This is a genomic window from Phenylobacterium sp. SCN 70-31 (assembly GCF_001724605.1).
GTDB lineage: Bacteria > Pseudomonadota > Alphaproteobacteria > Caulobacterales > Caulobacteraceae > Phenylobacterium.
Genome location: NZ_MEEX01000009.1, coordinates 146,089 through 168,534, shown reverse-complemented (window position 1 = coordinate 168,534; position 22,446 = coordinate 146,089). Strand labels below are relative to the sequence as shown.

At 70.7% G+C, this 22,446-nt stretch carries 19 protein-coding genes; 11 read left to right on the top strand and 8 right to left on the bottom strand.

The features are described 5' to 3' along the window. Positions 1-214 precede the first annotated feature (214 nt). From ABS78_RS09495 to ABS78_RS09485, 3 genes are all read left to right on the top strand, one after another. Complete coding sequence (locus ABS78_RS09495; protein ID WP_293377648.1) at positions 215-712, top strand: DUF3237 domain-containing protein; 498 nt, start codon at positions 215-217, stop codon at positions 710-712. Further along, positions 705-2,033 carry an MFS transporter gene (locus ABS78_RS09490; RefSeq protein ID WP_293377645.1) on the top strand — a complete coding sequence of 443 codons (1,329 nt, stop codon included), beginning with the start codon at positions 705-707 and terminating at the stop codon, positions 2,031-2,033. The genes ABS78_RS09495 and ABS78_RS09490 overlap by 8 nt, the downstream gene beginning before the upstream one ends. 124 nt (positions 2,034-2,157) lie before the next feature. Continuing rightward, positions 2,158-4,368, top strand: a complete 2,211-nt coding sequence (locus tag ABS78_RS09485; RefSeq protein ID WP_293377642.1) for a TonB-dependent receptor — start codon at positions 2,158-2,160, stop codon at positions 4,366-4,368. A 21-nt stretch (positions 4,369-4,389) separates the two neighbouring features. On the opposite strand, the gene ABS78_RS09480 is transcribed toward ABS78_RS09485, so the two are convergent. Further along, complete coding sequence (locus tag ABS78_RS09480; RefSeq protein WP_293377639.1) at positions 4,390-5,412, bottom strand: hypothetical protein; 1,023 nt, start codon at positions 5,410-5,412, stop codon at positions 4,390-4,392. 65 nt (positions 5,413-5,477) lie between these two features. On the opposite strand from ABS78_RS09480, the gene ABS78_RS09475 reads away from it, so the two are divergent. Beyond that, on the top strand, positions 5,478-6,278 hold the full coding sequence (locus tag ABS78_RS09475) for a pseudouridine synthase (RefSeq protein WP_293377636.1): 801 nt from the start codon (positions 5,478-5,480) through the stop codon (positions 6,276-6,278). A 66-nt stretch (positions 6,279-6,344) separates the two neighbouring features. Here the strand turns inward: ABS78_RS09475 and ABS78_RS09470 are convergent, their stop codons facing one another. Beyond that, positions 6,345-7,199 carry a kinase gene (locus ABS78_RS09470; protein ID WP_293377633.1) on the bottom strand — a complete coding sequence of 285 codons (855 nt, stop codon included), beginning with the start codon at positions 7,197-7,199 and terminating at the stop codon, positions 6,345-6,347. 11 nt (positions 7,200-7,210) lie between these two features. Further along, positions 7,211-8,383 (bottom strand): cystathionine beta-lyase, encoded by a 1,173-nt coding sequence (metC, locus tag ABS78_RS09465; RefSeq protein WP_293377630.1) that lies wholly within the window; start codon positions 8,381-8,383, stop codon positions 7,211-7,213. Between the two features lie 99 nt (positions 8,384-8,482). Here metC and ABS78_RS09460 point away from each other — a divergent pair, with 99 nt between their 5' ends. Further along, entirely contained in the window at positions 8,483-9,580 is a 1,098-nt protein-coding gene (locus ABS78_RS09460; RefSeq protein ID WP_293377627.1) for an amino acid ABC transporter substrate-binding protein, read from the top strand. 31 nt (positions 9,581-9,611) lie between these two features. Here ABS78_RS09460 and ABS78_RS09455 read toward each other — a convergent pair whose 3' ends face one another. The 4 genes from ABS78_RS09455 to ABS78_RS09440 form a co-directional block, all read right to left on the bottom strand. Then, entirely contained in the window at positions 9,612-9,995 is a 384-nt protein-coding gene (locus ABS78_RS09455) for a GNAT family N-acetyltransferase (protein WP_293377624.1), read from the bottom strand. 123 nt (positions 9,996-10,118) lie between these two features. Continuing rightward, positions 10,119-10,988 (bottom strand): 3-mercaptopyruvate sulfurtransferase, encoded by an 870-nt coding sequence (gene sseA, locus ABS78_RS09450; RefSeq protein WP_293377621.1) that lies wholly within the window; start codon positions 10,986-10,988, stop codon positions 10,119-10,121. Continuing rightward, complete coding sequence (locus ABS78_RS09445; protein WP_293377618.1) at positions 10,985-11,995, bottom strand: cysteine synthase A; 1,011 nt, start codon at positions 11,993-11,995, stop codon at positions 10,985-10,987. The genes sseA and ABS78_RS09445 overlap by 4 nt, the downstream gene beginning before the upstream one ends. A gap of 45 nt (positions 11,996-12,040) precedes the next feature. Beyond that, positions 12,041-13,252: a cyclopropane-fatty-acyl-phospholipid synthase family protein gene (locus tag ABS78_RS09440; protein WP_293377615.1), complete on the bottom strand. Its 1,212-nt coding sequence runs from the start codon at positions 13,250-13,252 to the stop codon at positions 12,041-12,043. Between the two features lie 192 nt (positions 13,253-13,444). Between ABS78_RS09440 and kdsA the strand changes: the two genes are divergently transcribed. From kdsA to ABS78_RS09410, 6 genes are all read left to right on the top strand, one after another. Further along, on the top strand, positions 13,445-14,302 hold the full coding sequence (gene kdsA, locus ABS78_RS09435; RefSeq protein ID WP_293377612.1) for a 3-deoxy-8-phosphooctulonate synthase: 858 nt from the start codon (positions 13,445-13,447) through the stop codon (positions 14,300-14,302). A gap of 33 nt (positions 14,303-14,335) precedes the next feature. Further along, positions 14,336-15,811: a D-glycero-beta-D-manno-heptose 1-phosphate adenylyltransferase gene (rfaE2, locus tag ABS78_RS09430; protein WP_293377609.1), complete on the top strand. Its 1,476-nt coding sequence runs from the start codon at positions 14,336-14,338 to the stop codon at positions 15,809-15,811. Between the two features lie 115 nt (positions 15,812-15,926). Next, positions 15,927-16,928, top strand: a complete 1,002-nt coding sequence (rfaD, locus tag ABS78_RS09425) for an ADP-glyceromanno-heptose 6-epimerase (RefSeq protein ID WP_293377606.1) — start codon at positions 15,927-15,929, stop codon at positions 16,926-16,928. Position 16,929: 1 nt separating this feature from the next. Continuing rightward, positions 16,930-18,021 carry a DUF3089 domain-containing protein gene (locus ABS78_RS09420; protein ID WP_293377603.1) on the top strand — a complete coding sequence of 364 codons (1,092 nt, stop codon included), beginning with the start codon at positions 16,930-16,932 and terminating at the stop codon, positions 18,019-18,021. A gap of 40 nt (positions 18,022-18,061) precedes the next feature. Beyond that, complete coding sequence (locus tag ABS78_RS09415) at positions 18,062-19,060, top strand: NADP-dependent oxidoreductase (protein WP_293377600.1); 999 nt, start codon at positions 18,062-18,064, stop codon at positions 19,058-19,060. Then, entirely contained in the window at positions 19,060-20,151 is a 1,092-nt protein-coding gene (locus tag ABS78_RS09410) for a M14 family metallopeptidase (protein WP_293377597.1), read from the top strand. The genes ABS78_RS09415 and ABS78_RS09410 overlap by 1 nt, the downstream gene beginning before the upstream one ends. Before the next feature lie 149 nt (positions 20,152-20,300). Here the strand turns inward: ABS78_RS09410 and recG are convergent, their stop codons facing one another. After that, positions 20,301-22,376, bottom strand: a complete 2,076-nt coding sequence (gene recG, locus ABS78_RS09405) for an ATP-dependent DNA helicase RecG (RefSeq protein WP_293377594.1) — start codon at positions 22,374-22,376, stop codon at positions 20,301-20,303. Positions 22,377-22,446 lie beyond the last annotated feature (70 nt).

Below are 22,446 nucleotides of genomic sequence, written 5' to 3'. Positions count from 1 at the left end.
CGCCGGAAAGCCCATGCAACGACGTGGTTCAACCGGCGGATCCGCCGGCAGGCCAGCCGGGGCTCACCGTGATCGTCGTATCGAAAGGACCGACCCGGCCCACCTGAATCGGGACGCCGCGCGGCCGGCCCAAAGAGCCTTTTCGGCGCGGCGCAAACATGTAGAGTTCTAAGCAATAAGAACCGACGCCCTAAAGGCGGCATGGGGAGGCGACATGGGCGACGAGGCGAACGCAGGGGCGACATGGCCACTGTGCACGGCGGATATCCGGCTGGACGACGACGCGCCCCTGCCGCTGGGCCAGACGCCGTGGCGCAACCGGCGGGTCAGCTACATCGCGGGCGGGACGATCGACGGCGCGCGGCTGCGCGGCGAGGTTCTGGCCGGCGGCGGCGACTGGTCGGAACTGGGCCGCGGGCAGGACGGGGCGGCGCTGACCCTCATCGACGTGCGTTCGATCTGGAAGACGCACGACGGCGCGCTGATCTACGTCACCTATGCGGGGCGCCTGGTGATTCCGCCGGCGGTGCTGGCGGACTTCCGCGATCCCGCGCGGGTCGAGGCGCTGGACGAGACGGCCTACTATTTCCGCATCCAGCCCACCTTCGAGACGGCGGACGCCCGGTACGACTGGCTGAACGCCGTGGTGGCCGTCGGATACGGACGACGGACCGCGCGGGGCGTCCGCTATCGGGTGTTCGGACTTGCTTAGCCTCGTCCTGCCCCGGCCCGGCGCCGCGCAGTCCGGCGGCGGCTACGCCTGGTACGTGGTGGCGATCCTGCTGGTCGCCTACACGCTCTCGTTCATCGACCGGATGATCCTTAGCCTGCTGGTCGGGCCGATCCGGGCCGACCTCGGGATCTCGGACACGCAGATGAGCCTGCTGATGGGGTTCGCCTTCGCGGTGTTCTACAGCGTCCTGGGCGTGCCGCTCGGGTGGATGGCCGACCGCGGCAGCCGCAAGGGGCTGATCGTGGCGGGCATCGCCGCCTGGAGCGTGATGACGGCGGTCTGCGGCTTCGCGCGCGGCTATGCCGGTTTGTTCCTGGCGCGCATCGGCGTGGGGGTGGGGGAGGCGACGCTGTCGCCGGCCGCCTACTCCATGCTGGGCGACTATTTCCCGCGCGAGCGTCTGGGGCGCGCCATGGCGGTCTACTCGATCGGCGTGCCCCTGGGGTCCGGGATCGCGCTCGTGGCGGGGGCGATCGTGGTGCGCTACGTCACCGAGGGGGCGGCGGTCGACCTGCCGTTCGTCGGCGCGCTGGAGCCCTGGCGGCTGACCTTCCTCATCGTCGGCCTGCCGGGACTGCTGCTCGCGGGACTGGTGGCGCTCACCGTCCGCGAGCCGGCCCGGACCGGGGCGGCGACAGCGGCGACGGGGCGAGAGTTCCTGGACTTCTTCAAGACGCGGCGCGTGGCGCTGAGCGCGCATTTCGCCGGCATGGCCCTGGTCGCACTGGTCATGTACGGCGCGATGGCCTGGATCCCCCAGTTCCTCCACCGGACCTACGGAATGGCCATTCCCGAGGCGGGGCTCTGGTTCGGCGGAGCCACGGCCATCGGCGGCGCCGCGGGGCTGATGCTGGGCGGCTGGATGGCCGATGCGCTCTATCGTCGGGGCTACAAGGACGCCCACCTGCGGGTGATCCGGCTGAACGCCGTGATCCTGCTGCCGCTGTTCGTCGGCATGGCGCTGGCCCCCAGCCGGGACCTGGCGCTGGGGCTGATGATCCTGAGCATGCTGCTGGGCACCATCCACGGCGGCGTCGCGGGCGCGGGCCTTCAGATGATCACGCCCAGCCGGCTGCGGGCCCGGGTGGTGGCCGTGTACTTCCTCGTCGCCAACCTCGTCGGCCTGGGGATGGGACCGACGGCCATGGCCCTGGTCACCGACCTGGTGTTCGGACGGGACGACGCGCTCCGCTACGGCATCGCGATCGTGACCGCCGTGGCGCTGCCGATCTCGGCGGTGATCCTGAGCCTGGGTCTGAAGGCGTTCGCGCGGGCGGCCGAGCAGGCGGAGGGCGGCTGAGCGCATCGCGGGGCGAGGCCGGGCAGCGCCTCGCGCCCGAATTGCTTAGAATTCTATACAAAACACTGTAATCTGATTCAGCGGACTCCGCCGGACGAGCGGGGCCGAGCACGGGGAGAATGAAATGCAAAAGGGTCTTTGGCATGGCGTGTCGCCGCTGGCGCTCGGGCTCGCGCTCGGGTTTTCGCTGACCTCGGGGGCGGTCGCCCAGACTGCGGGCGGCCAGGTGATGGGCGGGCGGGCGGCCGACGCCGAGGTGTCGGAACTGGTCGTCACCGCCCAACGGGTCGAAGAGAACATCCAGCAGGTCCCGATCGCGGTGAGCGCGTTCTCGAGCGCGACCCTCCAGCGACAGTCGATCGAGACGTTGCAGGACATCGCCATCCGGACGCCCGGCTTCAGCGCCGGCCAGGTGGACCCGATCCAGACCAATTTCGCGATCCGCGGGATCGGCTCGGCCTTCGGCATCAGCCAGAACGCCGGCGGCGACGCCTCGGTGGTGGTCTTCGTCGACGGGGTCTACGCCGGCCGGGGCGGCACGCCCGACATCGATGCGCTGAATCTCGAACGGGTGGAGGTGCTGCGCGGGCCGCAGGGCACGCTGTTCGGCAAGAACACCATCGGCGGGCTGATCCAGTTCGTCAGCAAGAAGCCGTCGGCCGATCCTTCCTGGCGCGTCGAGGCGCAGTACGGGAACTATGACCGCCGGTCCCTCAACGCGCGGGGCAACATCCCGCTCTCGGATCGCGCGTTCCTCTCGCTGGGCGGCTCGATCAAGCTGCGCGACGGCTACGAGTTCAACGAGACCACGGGCAACCACGTCAACGACCAGGACCTGCGCAGCGCCGCCCTGGCGCTGCGCCTGCTGCCCAGCGAAGACCTCGACGTCACCCTGGCGGTCGACCTGACCGACCAGGACCAGAAGGGCAATCCGCGCGACAACATCTGCGACGCGACCCTGCGGGGCGGCGTCCACTGCGTCGGGATCAACCCCGATCCGCGTGTCGTGAACGCCTTCACCGACGGCTACCTGCGGCGCTGGCTCCAGACCTATCGGGGCGAGGTCAACTGGCAGTCGCCGCTGGGTACGGTCACCTCGATCACGGCCTACCGCGCGGCGACCCTGAACTTCCGCACGGTGTTCTTCGCCAATCCGGTCAACCCGCCGAACCAGATCGAGTCGACCGAGACGGATCACGAGAAGAACAAGCAGTTCAGCCAGGAGCTGCGGCTGGCCTTCGGCGCGCTGGACGGCCGCCTGACGGGACAGGTCGGGGCCTATTACCTGCACGAGGACAACACCCGTATCGAAGACCTTCAGCAGGACTTCCCCGCGCCGGCCCAGACGGGGATCGCGACCTATCCCCAGATGGTGAAGGGGCGCAGCATCGCGCTCTTCGGACAGGCGAGCTTCGCGGTGACCGACACCGTCACCGCCACGGCGGGCCTGCGGCAGACCTGGGAGCGCAAGCGCGGCCACTTCATCGGCCGCAAGGTGTCCGGGCCCGGCCTGCCGCCGCCGCTCGCCGCCGACTACGACGTGAGGGGGGCCGAGAGCTGGAGCGCGCTCACGCCGCGCTTTGCGCTGGACTGGCAGGCGACCCCGGACCTCATGTTCTATGCGTCCGCGACCCGCGGCTTCAAGAGCGGGGGCTTCCAGGGCATCGCGGGGTCCGGCCCCAGCCAGTCGACACCCTACGACCCCGAGTTCGCCTGGAGCTACGAGGGCGGGGCCAAGTCGCGCTGGCTCGACGGCCGGGTCCGGCTGAACGCTTCGATCTTCAAGACCGACTACAAGGACCTCCAGGTCTCGCAACTGGTGCCGCTGTGCTGCGTGGTCGTCGGCAACGCCGCGACCGCCGAAATCAAGGGCGCCGAGTTCGAGTGGGTGCTGCAGCCCCTGCAGGGGCTGCAGCTGGACGGCAGCTACGCCTTCCTGGACGCGGAGTTCACCAGCTTCGCCAACGGCGCCACGGCCAATTTCACCGGCAACGCTCTGCCGCGCTCGCCGCGCCACAAGGTCCACCTGGGCGTGCAATATTCGACCGACATCCAGGGCTGGGGCGCGATGGCCCGCCTCGACTACACCAACCAGGCCCACATGTTCTTCGAGGCCTCGAACATCGCGACCCAGAAGCAGGAAGGCTACATCAACGTCGATGCGCGGGTCTCGCTAACCTCGCCCGACAAGCGCTGGGAGGTCGCCGTCTGGGGTAAGAACCTGACGGACGAACTGGTGGCCACCTACGTCACGGCCTTCGCGCCCTACCGGCAGGTCCTGGTTCCGTACGCGCCGCCCAAGACCTATGGCGTGACCCTGATCTGGAAGATGTAGCCTGGGATCGAGACCTCGCGATCAGCCGGCCGGTTGCGCGAGGGGCGGAGCGGATATCGGCGACATGCGAAGACTCTTTCGCATGTCGTTGATCCCGTTCAGGAACAGCTCGCGCTCACTTTTCGGGTCACCCTGTTCGAACGGACCATCGTACAGGATGTCGTCGATCAGCCACCCCTGGGCGGTTCGCACCACGCGGAAGCGGACGTCGATGGGATCGCCGCTGGAGAAGACCCGGAAGCGGGCGCTGACCCGCGCGACGCCAGCCGAGACCGGCGCGACCGAGACCGCGAGCGTGCGGCGCAGGACCTGTTCGTCCATGTCCTGGCACTGGCAGAGCGAGCTGGCGTCCTCGCCGCACTGGCCGAAGGTTTCGTCGTCCCGGCCGCGCCGGGCCATCAGTTCCTGAGTCCTGCTGCATTCGCTTTCCAGCGCGCGGTATCCGGGGGTGAACCAGCGGCCGGCGTCCTGGGCGCCCCCGGTGATGTCGCGGTAGAGCCCGCGGACGGGCGCATCGGCGCCCGCCGTCGGGGCGCCCGCCATCGGGGCGACGGGCGGCGTAGCGACCGCCTGGATCGCCGGCGGCGTGTAGCAGCGGGACAGGGCCCGTTGCAGCGCAGGCCGTGCGCCCTGGAGCGAGAGTGCGCCATAGGGCGCGCCCGCGACGGTGACCGTGACGCTGTCGCCCTGGGTCAGCAGATCCACGAGGGCCCTGTCCTGCCGGAGGTGCATCGCCCAGACGTTGGTGGCGCCGTTGCGGGTGAGCACGCCCTGGGCGGTGCGGCCGCCGATGGCGAAGGCGAAGGGCGCGGGATTGCGGGGCGCGGGCCGCGCCAGGCTGAGGGCCAGGACGGGCGCGTCGCCCTCGCAGGTGAGGGCGAGGCCGGTGGCGGGGCCGGGTCCCGTGATGCGCGCGACGCCGTAACCGCCGGGCTGGACACCCGCCTCCCAGACCTGAGCCATCGCGCCCGTGGCGAGGACAAGCCCCCCGATCAGGGCCAGAAGCGCGGCGCGGACGCCACCCCGTGAGATCCCGTTGTTCACGCCGTCGCCCCATCCAGATTCACTCGGCCATATTCGCCCGCCGCGTGGCCGTGTAAATCGCCGCCATGCCCTGGACGCGCCGCTACGACGAGGCCGAACCTCAGCGAGTCAACAAATGGCTCGCGCAGAGCGGCGTGTGTTCCCGCCGCGAGGCCGAGGCGCTGATCGCCGAGGGACGCGTCAGCATCGACGGCGAGGCGGTGGCGGACGCTGGGCGCAAGATCCTGCCCGGCCAGACCCTGACGCTCGCCGATCCGGCGGACGGGGCCGATGGAACGGCGACCAAGGGGCCGGGCGGCGGCTTCACCGCGGTGCTGAACAAGCCCGTGGGGTTCGTCTCGGGGCAGCCCGAGCCCGGCTACACGCCCGCCGTGCGGCTCCTGACGGCGGGTAATCGGGTGGGCGAGGGCGCGGCCCCCGACGCGCGGGCCAGCCTCCCGCCCCTGGGCCGGCTGGACATGGACAGCCACGGCCTGTTGCTGCTCTCGGACGACGGCGTGCTGGCCAAGGCGGTCATCGGACCAGAGTCCGCCTTGGACAAGGAATATGTGGTCCGGGTCGCCGGCCTGGTGACGGGCGAGAAGCTGGCGCGCCTGCGCCACGGCCTGACGCTGGACGGCCGCAGGCTGAAGCCGGCGAAGGTGAGCGTGGTCGAGGGCCAGACGCTGCGCTTCGTGCTGAAGGAGGGACGCAAGCGCCAGATCCGGCGAATGTGCGAACTGGTGGGCCTGCGGGTCATGGACCTGCTGCGCGTGCGGATCGGACCGCTGGACCTCGGCGACCTGCCCGAGGGGCGCTGGCGGCGTCTGACGGCGGAGGAGCGCGAGGCCCTCATCGCGGCGTCGAAGGGCGATGCAGGGCCCTGAGATCCATCGAAAGAAGTCTTTTTTCGAGGATTTACACGGGAAACTTCTTAGAACTGAGGGCGATGCTCAGGGCTGCGGGACCGGGCTGCGGTCGGAACGGAGCGGGATGCGCCAGTCGGCGCGGTCAGGCATCTCTTCCAGAATCCAGCGGGTGAGGCGCTCGTAGTGCTGGATGAAGCGGCCCACCTCGGCGTCACTCATGCCCGCGCCGGTGCGGGCCCTCAGCTTGGCTTCCTGCTCGGCGCGCCAGCCGTGAACCACCTCGAAGCCGGGCGCCTGGAGGAGGATCAATCGATCCAGGCGGCTCCACAGGGCCTGGTAGCCCTCGGCGAGCTGGCGGTTGACGTAACCGCGCCAGGCTCCGGTGGGATCGTCCTGACGCTCCAGCCGGTTGAGCGGCGCCAGCAGGCGCTCGGCGGGCTCGGGTCGGGCGCCCACGCACCAGCCCTCCAGGATCACCACGTCCATCGGGCCCTCGATTCGCGGCCACCGGCTGCGGGGCGCCCGCTCGTCGACAGACTTGTCGAAGGCCGGGATCAGGGTCTCGCCGTCGCCGCGCAGGCTGTCGAGGACGGCGCAGGCCAGGGCGACGTCATGGGTGCCCGGTGGTCCCCGGACCTGGAGCAGGCGATGGACCTGGCCCATCAGCCACCCCCGCGCCTCGCGCCCGAGGTAGAAGTCGTCGAGCGACATCTGCGCCGCGCGCAGACCCTGCGACCGAAGGTAGCCGACCGTCGCGGCGGCGATGGTGGACTTGCCCGATCCCTGCGCGCCGCAGAGGCCGATGAAGGCCGTGCGGCCGAAGTCGGCGCGCCACTCGATGGCGCGGTCCCCAAGGGGGCGGCAGATCTCCTCGAAGGTCGTCCTGAAACGTTCCGGCAGCGCTTCCTGCGCCAGGAATCCCGTGAGCCAAGCGTCCATGTTCCCGCGCCTTACGCCGTCGCCGAGAAGGCGTCGAGCCCGGTGCGCAGGTCGGCGATCAGATCCTCCGGCGCCTCGAGACCCACATGGAGGCGGACGAGGGGGCCGCCGTAGTCGCGGGTCGATCCGCGCACCGCCAATTGCGGATCGCAGGATATGGCCAGGCTCTCGAAGCCGCCCCAGGAGAAGCCCAGACCGAACAGGCGCAGGGCGTCCAGGAAGGCGTCCACCGCGGTGTCGGACGCCGGCCGCATCACTAGGCTGAACAGGCCGCAGGCGCCCGAGAAGTCCCGGGCCCAAAGGTCGTGATCGGGCGCGCCGGGAAGGGCGGGATGCAGCACCTGGGCCACCTCGGGCTGGTCGCGCAGCCAGGCGGCCACCGTGAGGCCCGATGCGCCGTGGCGAGCCATCCGGACGGGCAGGGTGCGCAGGCCCCGCAGCATGGCGTAGGCGTCTTCGCCCGAGACCGCCCAGCCCATGTGATTGATTCCGTCGGCCAGCCGGCGCGCCAGAACAGGGTCCTTCGCCGCAGCCGAGCCCATGAAGACGTCGGAATGGCCCCCGACGTACTTGGTCAGCGCCTGGATGGAGACATCGACGCCGTGGGCCAGGGGCTTGAAGAGGAGGCCGGCCGCCCAGGTGTTGTCGATCGCGGTCAGGATACCGCGTTCGCGCGCCAGGGCGGCGATGCGCGGGACGTCCTGCATCTCGAACGACAGCGAACCGGGCGATTCGAGCAGGATCAGCCGGACATTGGCCGCCGCGCCCGCCACGAGGTCCTCGGGCGCCGCCCGCGGCGGGACGTAGACGACCTCGACTCCGAACCGCTTCAGGACGTTGTCGCAGAAGCGACGGACCGGCTTGTAGACGTTGTCGACCACCATCACGGCGTCGCCGGCCTTCAGCAGCGCCATCATGACGCCCGAGATGGCGGCGATCCCCGAGGGATAGAGGCAGACGCCGTGGGCCCCTTCCAACTCGGCCAGCGCGTCCTGAAGGCAGGCCTGGGCCGCGAGCCCGGCGCGGCCGTAGGTGAGGTGGTTGGCGTCGTCGTAGAGCGCCGCGGCGTTGGGCAGCAGGACCGTGGAGCCCTTCTGGATCGGCGGCCCTACGGTGCGCGGCAGGGACGCGGGCGCCGCGCCGGCATGCAACAGTCGGGTGTCATCTGAGGTGTGGGCGGACATGCAGGGTTGCGGCTCGTCGCGGCGCTGGCGAAAGTGCGGAAATCCAAAGAGCCTGAACACGTCCCTGATTCAAGCCTGCCCCGGATTCGAGGAGGAGAGATGATCCGCCGCCTGGCGAGCGCCCTGTCGATGCTGGCGCTGGTGGCGTGCGGTGATCCCAAACCCGAGGTCAAGGCCGAGCCCGAGCCGCCCCCGCCCCCTGTGGCGGTCACGCCCGACGGCTACCGGCCGGCGAAGAGCGAAACGCTGGACGCCGTGCGGGCGCGGGGAACGCTGCGATGCGGCGTGCACACCAGCCTGCCTGGCTTCGCGCTGCGGGACGCGCGGGGCGAGTGGCGCGGATTCGACGTCGACATCTGCCGCGCCGTGGCGACGGCCGCACTGGGCGACGCCGCCAAGGTGCAGTTCGTCGTGGTGGACCCGAAGGACCGGTTCGCCGCGTTGCAGAAGGGGGAAGTGGACGTCCTCTCCCGCAACACCTCGCGCACCTTCGCCCGGGACGCCGGGCTGGGCCTGACCTTTCCCGTGGTGACCTATTACGACGGACAGGGCTTCCTGGTTCGACGGGCCCTGGCGCTGAACAGCGCCGAGGAGCTGGGCGGCGCGCGGGTGTGCATCCAGGACGGCGCCGCCGCCGAGGCGAACGTCGGCGACTACTTCCGGGTCCGGGGCATGACCTTCCGGGCGGTGATGGCCAGGACCGAGGAGGAGGCGCGCAAGTTCTACGAAGCCGAAACCTGCGACGTCTACACGGCCGACGTCTCGGCGCTGGCGGCGTCGCGCTCGGTGATGGCCAACCCCGGCGCCCATGTGATCCTGCCGACGGTGATCTCGAAGGAGCCGCTGGGACCGGTCGTGCGGGACAGCGACCCCACCTGGGCCGACATCGTCGCCTGGACGGTCTATGCGACCCTGCTGGCCGAGGAGCTGGGGATCACCTCGCGCACCGTGGAGCAGGCGCGCGAGACGGCCACCGATCCCGAGACGCGGCGGCTGCTCGGCGTCGACGGCGACCTGGGCGCGCTGCTGGGCCTGAAGCCGGACTGGGCGTTCCAGGTCGTCCGCCAGGTGGGCGCCTATCACGAGATCTTCCGCCGCGACCTGGGGGCGGATTCCGCGCTGCGGCTGGACCGGGGGCTGAACGCCCTGTGGAGCGCGCCCGCGCCGGGACTGATGTACGCGCCGCCGATGCGCTGATCCGCCGTTCAGACGCGCCTTCAGACGGGCCTCAGATGGGCGCGCGCATGAAGAGGCGGCGATCGACCGGAAGGCCCAGCAACTCCTCGCGCAGACGGATGACCGACAGGCGTTCGCCCAGCGCCTCCACCGGAACCTCCCGGAAGCCCATCCGGGCGTAGAACGGACCGTTCCACGGAATTTCCCGGAAGGTGCTGAGGGTGACGGCGGGCAGGCCGCGGGCGCGCGCCAGGTCCATCGTGGCGCCGATCAGCGCCTTGCCCAGGCCCTGGCCCTGGGCGTCATGGCGCACCGCCAGCTCCCACAGATGCAGGGCGTCGGCGCACGCCTGGCAGGCGGCGAAGCCCGAAAGCACGCCTTCGACCTCGGCGACGAGCACCAGGCCGTCGGTCTGGAAGGGAATGTAGAACTCCACCGGGCTGACGCCGTCGTCGGCGATGGCGTCCTCGGACGAGCCCCGGAACGTCCGGGCGGCCGACCGCTCGATGGCGGGGAGATGGGCGAGGTCCTGGTAGCGGGCGGGTCGGACGACGATGGATCAGGCTCCGGTGACGATGGGCGTGTCGGCGCGACCGCCCCATTCGGTCCACGATCCATCGTACACCGCGACATCCTCGCGGCCCAGGCGCGCCAGGGCCAGGGCCAGGACGGCGGCGGTGACGCCCGAACCGCAGGTCGTGACGATGGGCCGCGAAAGGTCGACCTCGGCGAAGACGGCGCGCAGTTCCTCGGCCGGCCTCAGGCGGCCGTCTGGGCCGACGACGCGGTCGAAGGGCGCATTCAGCGCGCCGGGCATGTGGCCCGAGCGCAGGCCGGCGCGCGGCTCGGCCGCTTCACCTCGGAATCGAGCGGCGGAACGGGCGTCGATCACCTGGGCCGAGCCGTCGGCCAACACCGCGCGGACGCGGTCGATGTCGGCCAGCAGCTCCGGCCGGAACCGGGTCTCCACGGGTGGGCGTGGGGCGGCGGGGCGGGGGGCGGGGACAGGGCCGGTCGCCTCGATGGGCCGCCCCTCGGCGCGCCAGGCCGGCAGGCCTCCGTCGAGCACGAAGACCGACGGATAGCCCATCGCCCGCAACGTCCACCACACGCGGGGCGCGGAGTAGATCCCGTGGGCGTCGTAGACGACGATCGTCGCCGCGCGCGACAGGCCCAGGTCCGACGCGGCGGCCGCGAACGCCTCGGGCGACGGCAGCATGTGAGGCAGGTCGGTCTCGGGATCGGCGATGGCGTTGATGTCGAAGAAGACCGCGCCGGGAATATGGCCCGCGTCGTAGCTGTCGCGTCCGTGGCCGGGCTGGCCCACCAGGGGCAGGGTGGCGTCGACCACGCGCACGCCCGAATCCAGCGCGCCCGGATCGTGCAGATGCTCCGCCAGCCAGGCCGGGGCGACGACGGGGTCGGTCATTGCGGCCTATCCAGCCAGGGCGGCGTCGGCAGGCCCTTCTCGCGCAGGAAGTCGGGATTGAAGATCTTGGACTGATAGCGCTGGCCGTGGTCGCACAGGATCGTCACGATGGTGTGGCCGGGCCCCAGGTCGCGCGCCATGCGGATGGCGCCGGCCACGTTGATCCCGGTCGAACCGCCCATCACCAGGCCCTCGTGCTCCATCAGGTCGTAGATGGTCAGCAGCATCTCGTCGTCGGGAATGCGGTAGGCGTGGTCGACGGCGAGACCTTCCAGGTTGGCGGTGATGCGGCCCTGGCCGATCCCTTCGCTGATCGAACCGCCCTCGGCCTTCAGCTCGCCCTCGGCGTAGTAGCCGTAGAGCGCCGCGCCGTAGGGGTCGGCCAGGCCGATCTTCACGTCCGGATTGCGGGCGCGCAACGCTTCGGCCACGCCGGCGAGGGTGCCGCCCGATCCCACCGCGCAGATGAAGCCGTCGACCTTGCCGCCGGTCTGATCCCAGATCTCGGGGCCGGTGCCGTCGACGTGGGCCCGGCGGTTGGCGACGTTGTCGAACTGGTTGGCCCAGATCGCGCCGGCCGTCTCCTTCGCGTCAAGTTCCGCCGCCAGACGCCCGGAATACTTCACGTAATTCATCTCATTGGCGTAGGGAACCGCATCCACCTCCACCAGTTCGGCGCCGAAGAGGCGGATAGCGTCCTTCTTCTCCTGGCTCTGGGTGCGGGGGATGACGATGGTGCAGGTGTAGCCCAGCGCCTTGCCCACCATCGCCAGGCCGATGCCCGTGTTGCCGGCCGTGCCCTCTACGATGCGGCCGCCGGGGCGCAGGAGGCCCTTCCGTTCGGCGTCGCGGATGATGAACAGGGCGGCCCGGTCCTTCACCGACTGGCCCGGGTTCATGAACTCGGCCTTTGCGAGGATCTCGCAGCCGGTCAGCTCGCTGGCGCGGCGCAGCCGCAGGAGCGGCGTATCGCCGATGAGGTCGATGATCGAAGGCGCGACGGTCATGGCGCCTATCTAAGGAACCGTGGCCGCGCCGGATAGGGGGCAGCTTCAGGCGCGGGTGAGGGCGAGCTGGACGACGTCGGTGCGCGCGGTGCGGAAGCCGGCCTCGCAGTAGCTGAGATAGAACCGCCAGAGCTTGCGGAAGCGCTCGTCGAAGCCCAGCCGCTCGATCTCGTCCCAGGCGGCCTCGAAGCGCCGGCCCCATTCGGCCAGGGTGTCGGCGTACGACATGCCGAAGCGGGAGATGCCGCTCCAGGACAGGCCGGCCTTATCGGTGACGGCCTTCAGCCGGACCTCGGAGGGCAGCATGCCGCCCGGGAAGATGTACTTCTGGATGAAGTCGGGGCGGCTCCGATAGTGCTCGAACAGGTCTTCCTGGATGGTGATGATCTGAAGGCCGGCGCAGCCGCCCGGCCTGAGGCTGTCGCGAACCTTCGCGAAGTAGGTGGGCCAGTAGCGCTCGCCCACCGCCTCGAACATCTCGATGGAGGCTATCCGGTCGTAATGGCCGTCGACGTCGCGGTAATCGACGAGCCGGATTTCGGCTCGCTCGTTCAACCCCTCGCGGAACAGGCGCTCCCGGGCGAACCGGAACTGTTCCTCGGAAATGGTGATGCCGGTCACGCGGGCGCCCACCTCCTTCGCGGCGAACTCGGCGAAGCCGCCCCAGCCGCAGCCGATCTCCAGGACGTGGTGATCGGGCGCAAGCGCCATGCTCTCGCAGAGCGTGCGGTACTTGCGGGTCTGGGCCTCGCACAGCGGCTCGCCGGGATGCTCGAAGCGGGCCGACGAATAGGTCATCGTCCGGTCCAGCCAGCGGGAATAGAAGGCGTTCCCCAGGTCGTAATGGGCGTGGATATTTCGCTTGGAGCCCGAGCGGCTGTTCCGCCGGAGCGCATGCTGGACGAGATTGAACATCGCCATCAGGCGATTCCCGAACGCCACCTTCTCGAAACGGGCGAAATTGGAGGCCAGGACCTCCAGAAGCGCCGAGAGGTCGGGAGTGTCCCACTCGCCGGCCATATAGCCTTCGCCGAAGCCGATGGTCCCGTTGCCGATAGTTCGCCGTATGAAGCCGTAATCATGGACGATCAGGCGCGCGTCGGGTCCCGGCTCGGCGCCTTCCAGACGGACTTCGCGCCCGTCCGGCAGGACGAACGACATCGTTCCCACCGCCCAGTTGCGGATCATGGTCTGCACCGCCGTGCGGAACACGACGGGAGTTCCCGAAAGGTCCGCCACCGCCGAACCTCCGACCATCAGAACGCCCCCAACCCCGAACACGAAAATAACAACCGGCCGGTCCCTACACCATCCGACGGGTTTCGATACGGCCGAAGTGTCGTCCGGGACGCGCTTTCCGTCCGACGCGCCGAAGCGCAGCGGGCGCGGTAGGGGCTTGAGATGCTCGACGGATCGGGCATTCAGGCCCCGACATCCGCAGGAGCGCCCATGGCCGTCCGGACCCTGAACCGCTGGAACCTCTCGATCGGCGACGGACATCCGCTGACCGTCATCGCCGGGCTGAACGTCTTCGAGGACCTAGGCATGGCGCTGGAGGTCGGTCGCGAACTGAAGGCGATCTGCGGCGAACTGGGCCTGCCCTATGTGTTCAAGGCGAGCTTCGACAAGGCGAACCGCTCGTCGATCAAGAGCTATCGCGGCCCGGGTCTGGACGCGGGCCTGAAGATGCTGGCGGCGGCGAAGGCCGATCTGGGAACGCCGGTCTGCACCGACCTGCACGAGGTCGCCCAGGCCAAGCCGGTGGCCGCGGTCGCGGACCTCGTCCAGATTCCCGCCTTCCTGTGCCGCCAGACCGACCTGGTCGTGGCCGCGGCGCAGGCGACCGCGGCGGCCGGCGGCCTGCTCCACGTGAAGAAGGCGCAGTTCCTGGCGCCCTGGGATGCGCGCAACATCGTCAGCAAGGTGGGCGAGGCCACCGACGGCGCCAAGATCGTGGTGCTGTGCGAACGCGGGGCGTCGTTCGGCTACAACAACCTGGTGGTCGATATGCTGGCGATCCCCGAGATGAAGAAACTGGGCTGCCCGGTGACGATCGACGCCACCCACGCGGTCCAGCTGCCCGGCGCCGACCCGAGGACGGCGGGCGCCTCGACGGGGGGGCGCCGGGACGGCGTGGCGGTGATCGCGCGCGCGGCGGTGGCGGCCGGCGCGGACGGGGTGTTCCTGGAGTTCCATCCGGACCCCGACAAGGCGCTTTGCGACGGCCCAAGCGCCCTGCCGCTGACGGCGGCGCGTCCGCTCCTGGCGCAGTTGAAGGCGCTGCACGCGGTCGTGCAGGCGTCTTGACCCGCTCATCGACGCGCCGCACACGCTAGCCGCATGGACCTCGCCGCCCTTCAGCATCTGCTCGGCGCGATCGCGGGCCGGAAGGTCGTCTGCGTGGGCGACCTGATGGTGGACCGCTTCGTCTACGGCGCGGTCAGTCGCGTTTCTCCCGAGGCGCCGATCCCGGTGCTGGCGAAGACCCGGGACATCGAGATGCTGGGCGGCGCCGGAAACGTGGCGCGCAACGTCTCGGCCCTGGGCGGAACGGCGGCCCTGATCGGCCTGGTGGGCGACGATGCGGTGGGCGAGGACGCGATGCGCCTGGTCGAGGCCGAAGCGCCCGCCGTCGACGGGCGCCTGGTGCGCGACGCCGGGCGGCCCACGACGCTGAAGACACGCTTCGTGTCGGGCGGCCAGCAGCTGCTGCGCGTCGATGTGGAGGAGAGTCGGCCGGTGACGGGCGAGGCCGAACAGCGGCTGGCCCAGGCGTTGCAGGCCGCATCGGACGGCGCGCGGGTGATCCTGCTGTCGGACTACGGCAAGGGCGTGGTCACCGACGCGGTGATCGCCGCGGCGCGGAACGCGGCCGCCCGCGTCGGCGCGCGGGTGATCGTGGATTCCAAGGCCCGTTCGTTCGCACGCTATGGCCCGGTGGACCTGGTCAAGCCGAACGCCTCGGAATTGGCCTATGCGACGGGCCTGCCGGCCGGAACCGACGCCGAGGTGGAGGCCGCCGTCGCGCGGGCGCTGGAGCTTTGGGAGGCGCGGGGCGTGCTGGTGACGCGGGCGGCCAAGGGCGTCTCGCTGGGCCTGCGCGGCCAGCCGGTGCGGCATTTCCCGACGGTGGCGCGCGAAGTGTTCGACGCCTCGGGCGCGGGCGACACGGCGCTGGCGGCGCTGGGGCTGGCGCTGGCGGCGGACGCGCCGCTCGACACGGCCATCGCCTTCGCCCAGCTCGCCTCGGGCGTGGCGGTGGGCAAGGCCGGCACGGCGACGGTGCGGCCCGACGAACTGGTCGAGGCGGTGCTGAGCGCCCACACGGCCCAGGCCGAGGGCAAGGTGGCCACGGTGCAGCGCATGGTGGAGGAGGTGGCCCGCTGGCGCGCCCAAGGCCTGAAGGTCGGGTTCACCAACGGTTGCTTCGACATCCTCCACAAGGGCCATGTGGCCTACCTCGCCCAGGCGCGCGGCTGGTGCGACCGGCTGATCGTGGGGGTGAACTCGGACGCCTCGGTGCGCGCCCTGAAGGGCGAGGGGCGGCCGGTCAACGACCTGGAGAGCCGCGCGCTGGTGCTGGCGGGCCTCCGCAGCGTGGATCTGGTGGCCCCGTTCGACGCGGCGACGCCGATCGGCCTGATCGAGGCGGCCCGGCCCGACGTGCTGATCAAGGGGGCCGACTACGCCGAGGACGAAGTGGTGGGCGGCGACCTCGTGAAGGCCTGGGGCGGCGAGGTGAAGCTGGCCGAGATCGTGGAGGGCTATTCCACGACCGCGGCCATCGCCCGGATGTCGAAGGAGGGCGGGGCATGAGGCGCGCGCCCTCCGTCTCGACCCTTGGGGTCGATCCACCTCCCCCGCGGCGCGGGGGAGGACCTGGACGCGGCATGTGGCCGAGGTTCGCACAAGCCGCGAAGGAGGGTGGGGCATGACCCGACGCATCGTGTTCGTGACCGGCGGGGCGGGCTTCATCGGCTCGAACATCGTGGCGAAGATGGCCGAGGATCGCGCGCTGGACGTCGTGGTCTGCGACCGTCTGCGCGAGGCCGACCTGGGCAAGTGGCGCAACCTGGCCAACCACGCCATCGGCGACTTCGTGTCGCCCGAGGCGATGTTCGACTGGTTGGAGAAGCGCTGGCGCGACATCGAACTGGTGGTCCACATGGCCGCGGTCTCGTCGACGACGGAGCCCGACGCGGACAAGATCGTCCATTCGAACTTCACCCTGAGCCGGGACCTGTTCCGCTGGTGCGCGGATCGCCAGCGGCGGTTCGTCTACGCCTCGTCGGCCGCCACCTATGGCGCGGGCGAGCATGGGTTCGACGACGACAACGACTACGAAGCCCTGGCGCGGCTGAAGCCCCTGAACACCTATGGCTGGTCGAAGGCGCTGTTCGACCTGTTCGCCGCGCGCCAGGCGGGCCGGGACTATGCGCCGCCGCAGTGGGTGGGCCTGAAGTTCTTCAACGTCTACGGGCCGAACGAAGAGCACAAGCATTCCATGAAGTCGGTGGCCTCGCAGATCTGGCCGAAGGTGCGCGAGGGCCATGCCGTGCAACTTTTCAAGAGCTATCGCACCGACGTGCCGGACGGGGGGCAGACGCGCGACTTCGTCTATGTGCGCGACGCCGCCGACGTGACCCGGTGGCTGTTCGACAACCCGCAGGTGAACGGGATCTTCAACCTGGGCAGCGGCCGGGCGCGGACGTTCGAGGAGATGGCGCGTCAGGTGTTCGCGGCCGCGGGCAAGACCGCCCGGATTGAGTACACGCCGATGCCGCCGGCGATCCGCGACAAGTACCAGTACTTCACCGAGGCGCGCATGGAGCGGCTGGCCCAGGCCGGCTATGCGCGGCCCATGACCGGGCTGGAGGAAGGCATCGGGGACTATGTGACCCGCTTTCTGAGCCAGCCCGACCCCTATCGCTAGGATGGCGGACCCGTCCCTCAGGCGCCGGCGCTGGCTGCTCCCGGGCCTGCTGGGGCTTATCGTCGTCTTGGGCGCGGCTCTGGCGGTGTTCTGGGGCGACCTGGTGTCGACGGCGCTCGATCCGAAGGTGCCGTTCCAGACCTATGACCCGCCCACGCCGCCGGACTATGCGCGGTCGTCCTCATGGTACCTGCGGCCGCATGAGAACAGCGCGCTGGAGGCGGATGTCTTCTTCGTTGCGCCGACCACCTACGACGGCGGCCGGAACTGGAACGCGCGGCTGGCCGCCCGCAAGGCCAACCGCCAGTTCGAGGAGGTGATGGCGCCCAACTATGTGGGGCCGTTCGTCACCGTCGGGCGGGTGTTCGCGCCCCGGTACCGCCAGGCCAGCCTCTACAGCCTGACGACGCTGCGCGAGGATGCGCGCGAGGCGCGGCAGTTCGCCTATGGCGACGTCCGCGACGCGTTCCGCTGGTACATCGACCAGGACAACGGCGGCCGACCTTTCATCCTGGTGGGGGTGGAGCAGGGCGGCACGCTGACGCTGCGGCTGCTGGCCGAGGAGGTGGCCCGCGACCCCGAGCTGAAGGCCCGGATGGTCGCCGCCTATCTGATCGACACCGCCGCGCCCGCCGACACCCCGCCCGTCGCGCCCTGCGTCGAGCGGGAGCAGGCGCGATGCATGGCGGCCTGGACGTGGGTCTATGACGACGAATTCGACGCCGGCAAGCGCATGCTGGACCGGGCGCTGGTCTGGAACGCCCGGGGCGAGCTGGTGAACATCAGCCCGCGGCCGGCGCTCTGCTTCAACCCGATCCTGGGGGCGGTCGCCGATCAGCCCGCGCCGGCGCGGATGCATCTGGGCGCGGCCAACGCCACGGGCCTGGAATGGGGCGCGCGGCCGGCGTTCATGGCGCGTAAGGTGTCGGCGCGCTGCCAGGGCGGGGTCCTGCGGGTGAGCCGGCCGGCGTCGTCGGCGCTGAAGCCCACCGGCGGCTGGGCCGACCGGCGCAAGGTTCCGGGCTTCAACCTCTTCTACGCCGACCTGGAGGCCGATGCGAAACGCAGGCTGGCCGTCTGGCGGCGCTCGTGAAACGCTGACGACAGAGAAACGAGACATCGGGGAGAACGCCATGACCGCCAACCGCCAGATCGTGCTGGATCGACTGCCCGGAGGCGAGCGGCTGGCCGCAGAGCATTTCGCGGTCAATGTGGCCGAGCGTCCGTCACCAGGCCCAGGCGAGGTGCTGCTGAAGGCGCGCTACATCTCGCTGGACGCGGCCAACCGCGCCTGGATGCAGGGCGCGACCTATCGCTCGGCCCTGACCTCGGGCCAGGTGATGGCGGGCGGCGGCCTGCACGAGGTGGTCGAGTCGAACGTCGATCACCTGAAGCCCGGCGACCTCGTGTTCGCCGACGGCGGCTGGCAGGAGTACGCCGTGCTGCCGGGAAGCCGGCTTTCGAAGCTGCCCGACCTGAAGCCCGAGACCCACCTGCTCAGCGTGTACGGGATCGCGGGCCTGACGGCCTATTTCGGCCTGCTGGAATGCGGCCAGCCCAAGGCGGGGGAAACGGTCGTGATCTCGGCCGCCGCCGGTTCGGTCGGCTCGATCGTGGGGCAGATCGCGAAGATCAAGGGCTGTCGCGTGGTGGGGATCGCCGGGGGCGAGGAGAAGGGGCGCTGGCTGACCGAGACGCTCGGGTTCGACGCGGCGGTCGACTACAAGAGCCCTGAGTTCAAGCGCCAGCTCCGTGCGGCCGTGCCCGACGGCGTGGACGTGTTCTTCGACAACACCGGCGGCGACGTCTTCGAGGCCTGCCTGTTCGCCATGAAGAACCACGGGCGCATCGCCTGCTGCGGGGCGGTCTCGCAGTACGACGGCGCGGCGCCGCCGCATGGGCCGCGTGGCGTGCCGGGCCTCATCGTCACCAAGCGGCTCACGCTGCGCGGCTTCGTGGTGATGGATTTCGCCGACCAGAACGACAAGGCGCTCGCCGACCTCCAGGGGTGGGTGCAATCGGGTCAGCTCAAGGTGCAGGAGGACGTGATCGACGGCCTGGAGAACCTGCCCGAAGCGCTGATCGGCCTGCTGGCGGGCGAGAACCGCGGCAAGCGGATGGTTCGCGTCTGATGGCGGGATCGCCCTTCAGCGCCACCTATGCCGAGGCGCGCGAGAAGTTCCTGGCGGCGGCGGCGGCCGCCGCCGGCGCCTCGCTCAGCGCCTACGTCCATCCGGAACGGGGTCCGGACGGGGGTGAACTGGCCACCGACGTCGCGTGGATCGGGCCTGCGGATGCGGCGGGCGTCCTGGTGCTGGTGTCGGGCACCCACGGGGTGGAAGGGCATTGCGGCTCGGGCGCCCAGGTGGACTGGCTGCGTCGTGGCGAGGCCGTCCGCCGGGCGGGGAACGTGGCCGTGATGGTGGTCCACGCCATCAATCCCTACGGGTTCGCCTGGAGCCGGCGGGTGACGCACGAGAACGTCGATCTGAACCGCAACTTCATCGACTTCGGAAAGGCGCTGCCCGAGAACCCGGCCTATGACGTCCTCCACCCCGCGGTGAAACCCCAGGCCTGGACCGAGGCGGCGCGGAACGAGTCGCGGGCGATCCTCCTGGGCTATGCGCGGGAGCACGGGTTCCCGGCCCTGGTGCAGGCGATGTCGGGCGGCCAGTACCGGCATCCGGACGGCATCTTCTACGGGGGATCGGGCGAGACGTGGTCGCGGCGGACGCTGGAGGCGATCTTCCGGGAACGTCTGTCGGCGGCCCGCGACGTCGGGATCATCGACTATCACACGGGGCTCGGGCCGGAGGGCTACGCCGAGCAGATCGTCAGCGCCATGCCCGGCTCGGACGAATACCGGCGCGCGGCGCTGTGGCACGGGCTGGCGGTGGCCAGCCAGAGCGGCGGCGAGTCGGTCTCGGCCAAGCTGGCGGGCGACTGGCTGGACGCCACGCCGCGACTTCTGTCCCAAGCCCGGGTCACCGGAATCGCGCTGGAGTACGGCACGGTGGAGAGCAACCAGGTGCTCGAGGCCCTGCGGGCCGACAACTGGCTGCACGCCCACGGCGATCCGCTGAGCGCGGAAGGCCAGGCGATCAAGGCCCAGGTGCGCGACGCCTTCTACGTCGACACCGAGGTCTGGCGCGGGATGGTTCTGGGCCAGTCGCTGATCGCCGGCCGCCAGGCGCTGGCGGGGCTGGCGCGAGCGGTAGGGTAGGGCGTTCACGCCCCCTCCGTCCCCCCGGACAAGTCCGGGGGGCCACCTCCCCCGAAGTGTTCCCTTCGGGGGAGGACCTCAAGCTCATGGCTCCTCCCCCGCCTTGCGGGGGAGGTAGCCGCGAAGCGGACGGAGGGGGCGCAGCAGCGTCACCCCGCGTCGCGCAGGGCGAGGCCGGCCTTCCAGTCGAAGAGTTCCTGGAGGACCTGGAGCGCCTGGCCGCGCGGCGACGCCAGCTCGGGGTCCTGCGAGACGATCAGGCGCGCGTCGTCGCCGGCGACGGCGATGAGGTCGCGGTGGGCGAAGGGATCGGCGAAGGCGTAATCGGGCAGGCCGCTCTGGCGCAGGCCGAGCGCATCCCCGCCGCCGCGCAGCTCCAGATCCTTCTCAGCGATGACGAAGCCGTCGTCGGTGCGGCGCAGGATGTCGAGCCGTTGTTCGGCGATCCTGGACAGCGGGGGATCGTACAGCAGGACGCAGGCGCTCTCGCGGTGGCCACGACCCACGCGTCCGCGGAGCTGGTGGAGCTGGGCCAGGCCGAACCGCTCGGCCTGTTCGATGACCATGATGGTGGCGTTCGGCACGTTGACGCCCACCTCCACGACGGTCGTCGCGACCAGGACCGACAGTCGACCGTCGGCGAAATCGGCCATGACGGCGTCCTTCTCGCCGCCGCTCAGCTTGCCGTGGACGAGACCGACGCCGGGTCCCAGCTCGCGGCGCAACTCGGCGGCGCGCTTTTCAGCGGCGGCCAGGTCGCTGACCTCGGACTCGGAGACGAGGGGGCAGATCCAGAAGGCCTGGGCGCCGCTGCGCACCGCGTCGCGCAGGCGGCCGACGATCTCGGGCAGCCGGGGCATGGGGACGGCGCGGGTGGCCACGGGCGTCCGGCCGGGCGGCTTCTCGTCGATGCGGCTGACGTCGAGGTCGCCGTACATGGTCAGCTCCAGCGTGCGGGGAATCGGCGTGGCCGACATGGCGGCGAGGTGGACGGCCTGGCCCTTGGCCTGGAGCCGCTGGCGCTCGGCGACACCGAAGCGGTGCTGCTCGTCGATGACCACGAACCGGAGGCGCTCGAAAGCGACCTCGGCCTGGAACAGGGCGTGGGTGCCCACGGCCACCCGCGCTTCACCCGAGGCCAGCGCGCGCAGCTTGGCGGCGCGGGCGGCGCCCTTGTCGCGGCCGGTCAGCAGGACGACGCCCACACCGAGGGCCGCCAGCGGCCCGGAGATGGTCTCGTAGTGCTGGCGGGCGAGAATCTCGGTGGGCGCCATCAGGGCGCTCTGGCTCCCGAATTCGGCCACGTCGGCCATGGCGCACATGGCCACCACGGTCTTGCCCGACCCCACGTCGCCCTGGATCAGCCGGCTCATCCGCTCGCCGGCGGCGAAGTCGGCCCGGATGTCGGCCAGGGCCCGGGCCTGGGCGCCGGTGAAGGCGAAGGGGAGGCCCGCCTGGAGCCGGTCGGCGAGGGCGCTGGGCGGGATCTTCGCGCCCGGCTCGCGGCGGCGGGCGGCCTTGCGCTGGGCCATGGCGAGCTGATGGGCCAACAGTTCGTCGTAGGCGAGCCGCCGCAGGCCGCGACTCATGGGCGACAGGTCGGCCTCGCCCGCCGGATGGTGCAGCCGCTCCAGAGCCTCGCGCCAGGACGGATAGCCCTCGCGGGCCAGCCAGGCGGGGTCCTGCCATTCCGGCAGGTCGGGCGCGCGGAACAGGGCCTCCTCCACGAAGGCGCGGACGCGGCGGGCGGGCAGGCCCTCGGTGGCGGGATAGACGGCCTCGACCTCGGGGATCTCGCCCGCCTTGTCGGGGGGCTGGATGTAGTCGGGGTGGACCATCTGACGGCCGTAGCGGTCGTCCTCCACCCGGCCCGAGACGATCCGGCGCGCACCCACCGGATGGCGCTTCTCGAGCTGATCGCCATAGGCCCCGAAGAAGACCAGGGTCAGGAAGCCGGTGTCGTCGCTGACGCGCACCTTCCAAGGCTGGCCGCGGGCGCGCGGCCGTTCGTAGGCGTCGACGGTCACGTCGAAGGTCATCACCTGGCCGTCGATCGACCGGTCCAGCGTCGCGGGCGTCCGCCGGATGACCGAATGCGGCCTCAGCCACAGCACGTCGCGCACGATCGGGCCGGCCACGCGCTCCAGCAGCGGAGCCACGCGCGGGCCCACGCCCTTGAGGGACGTGACCGGGGCGAAGAGCGGGAACAGAATCTGCGGCCGCATTCTTCCAGCATAGCCGACTGGCGTCCGCGCGCGCCCGGCTCTATATCCGGCCCCTCCCGATGACGCTCCC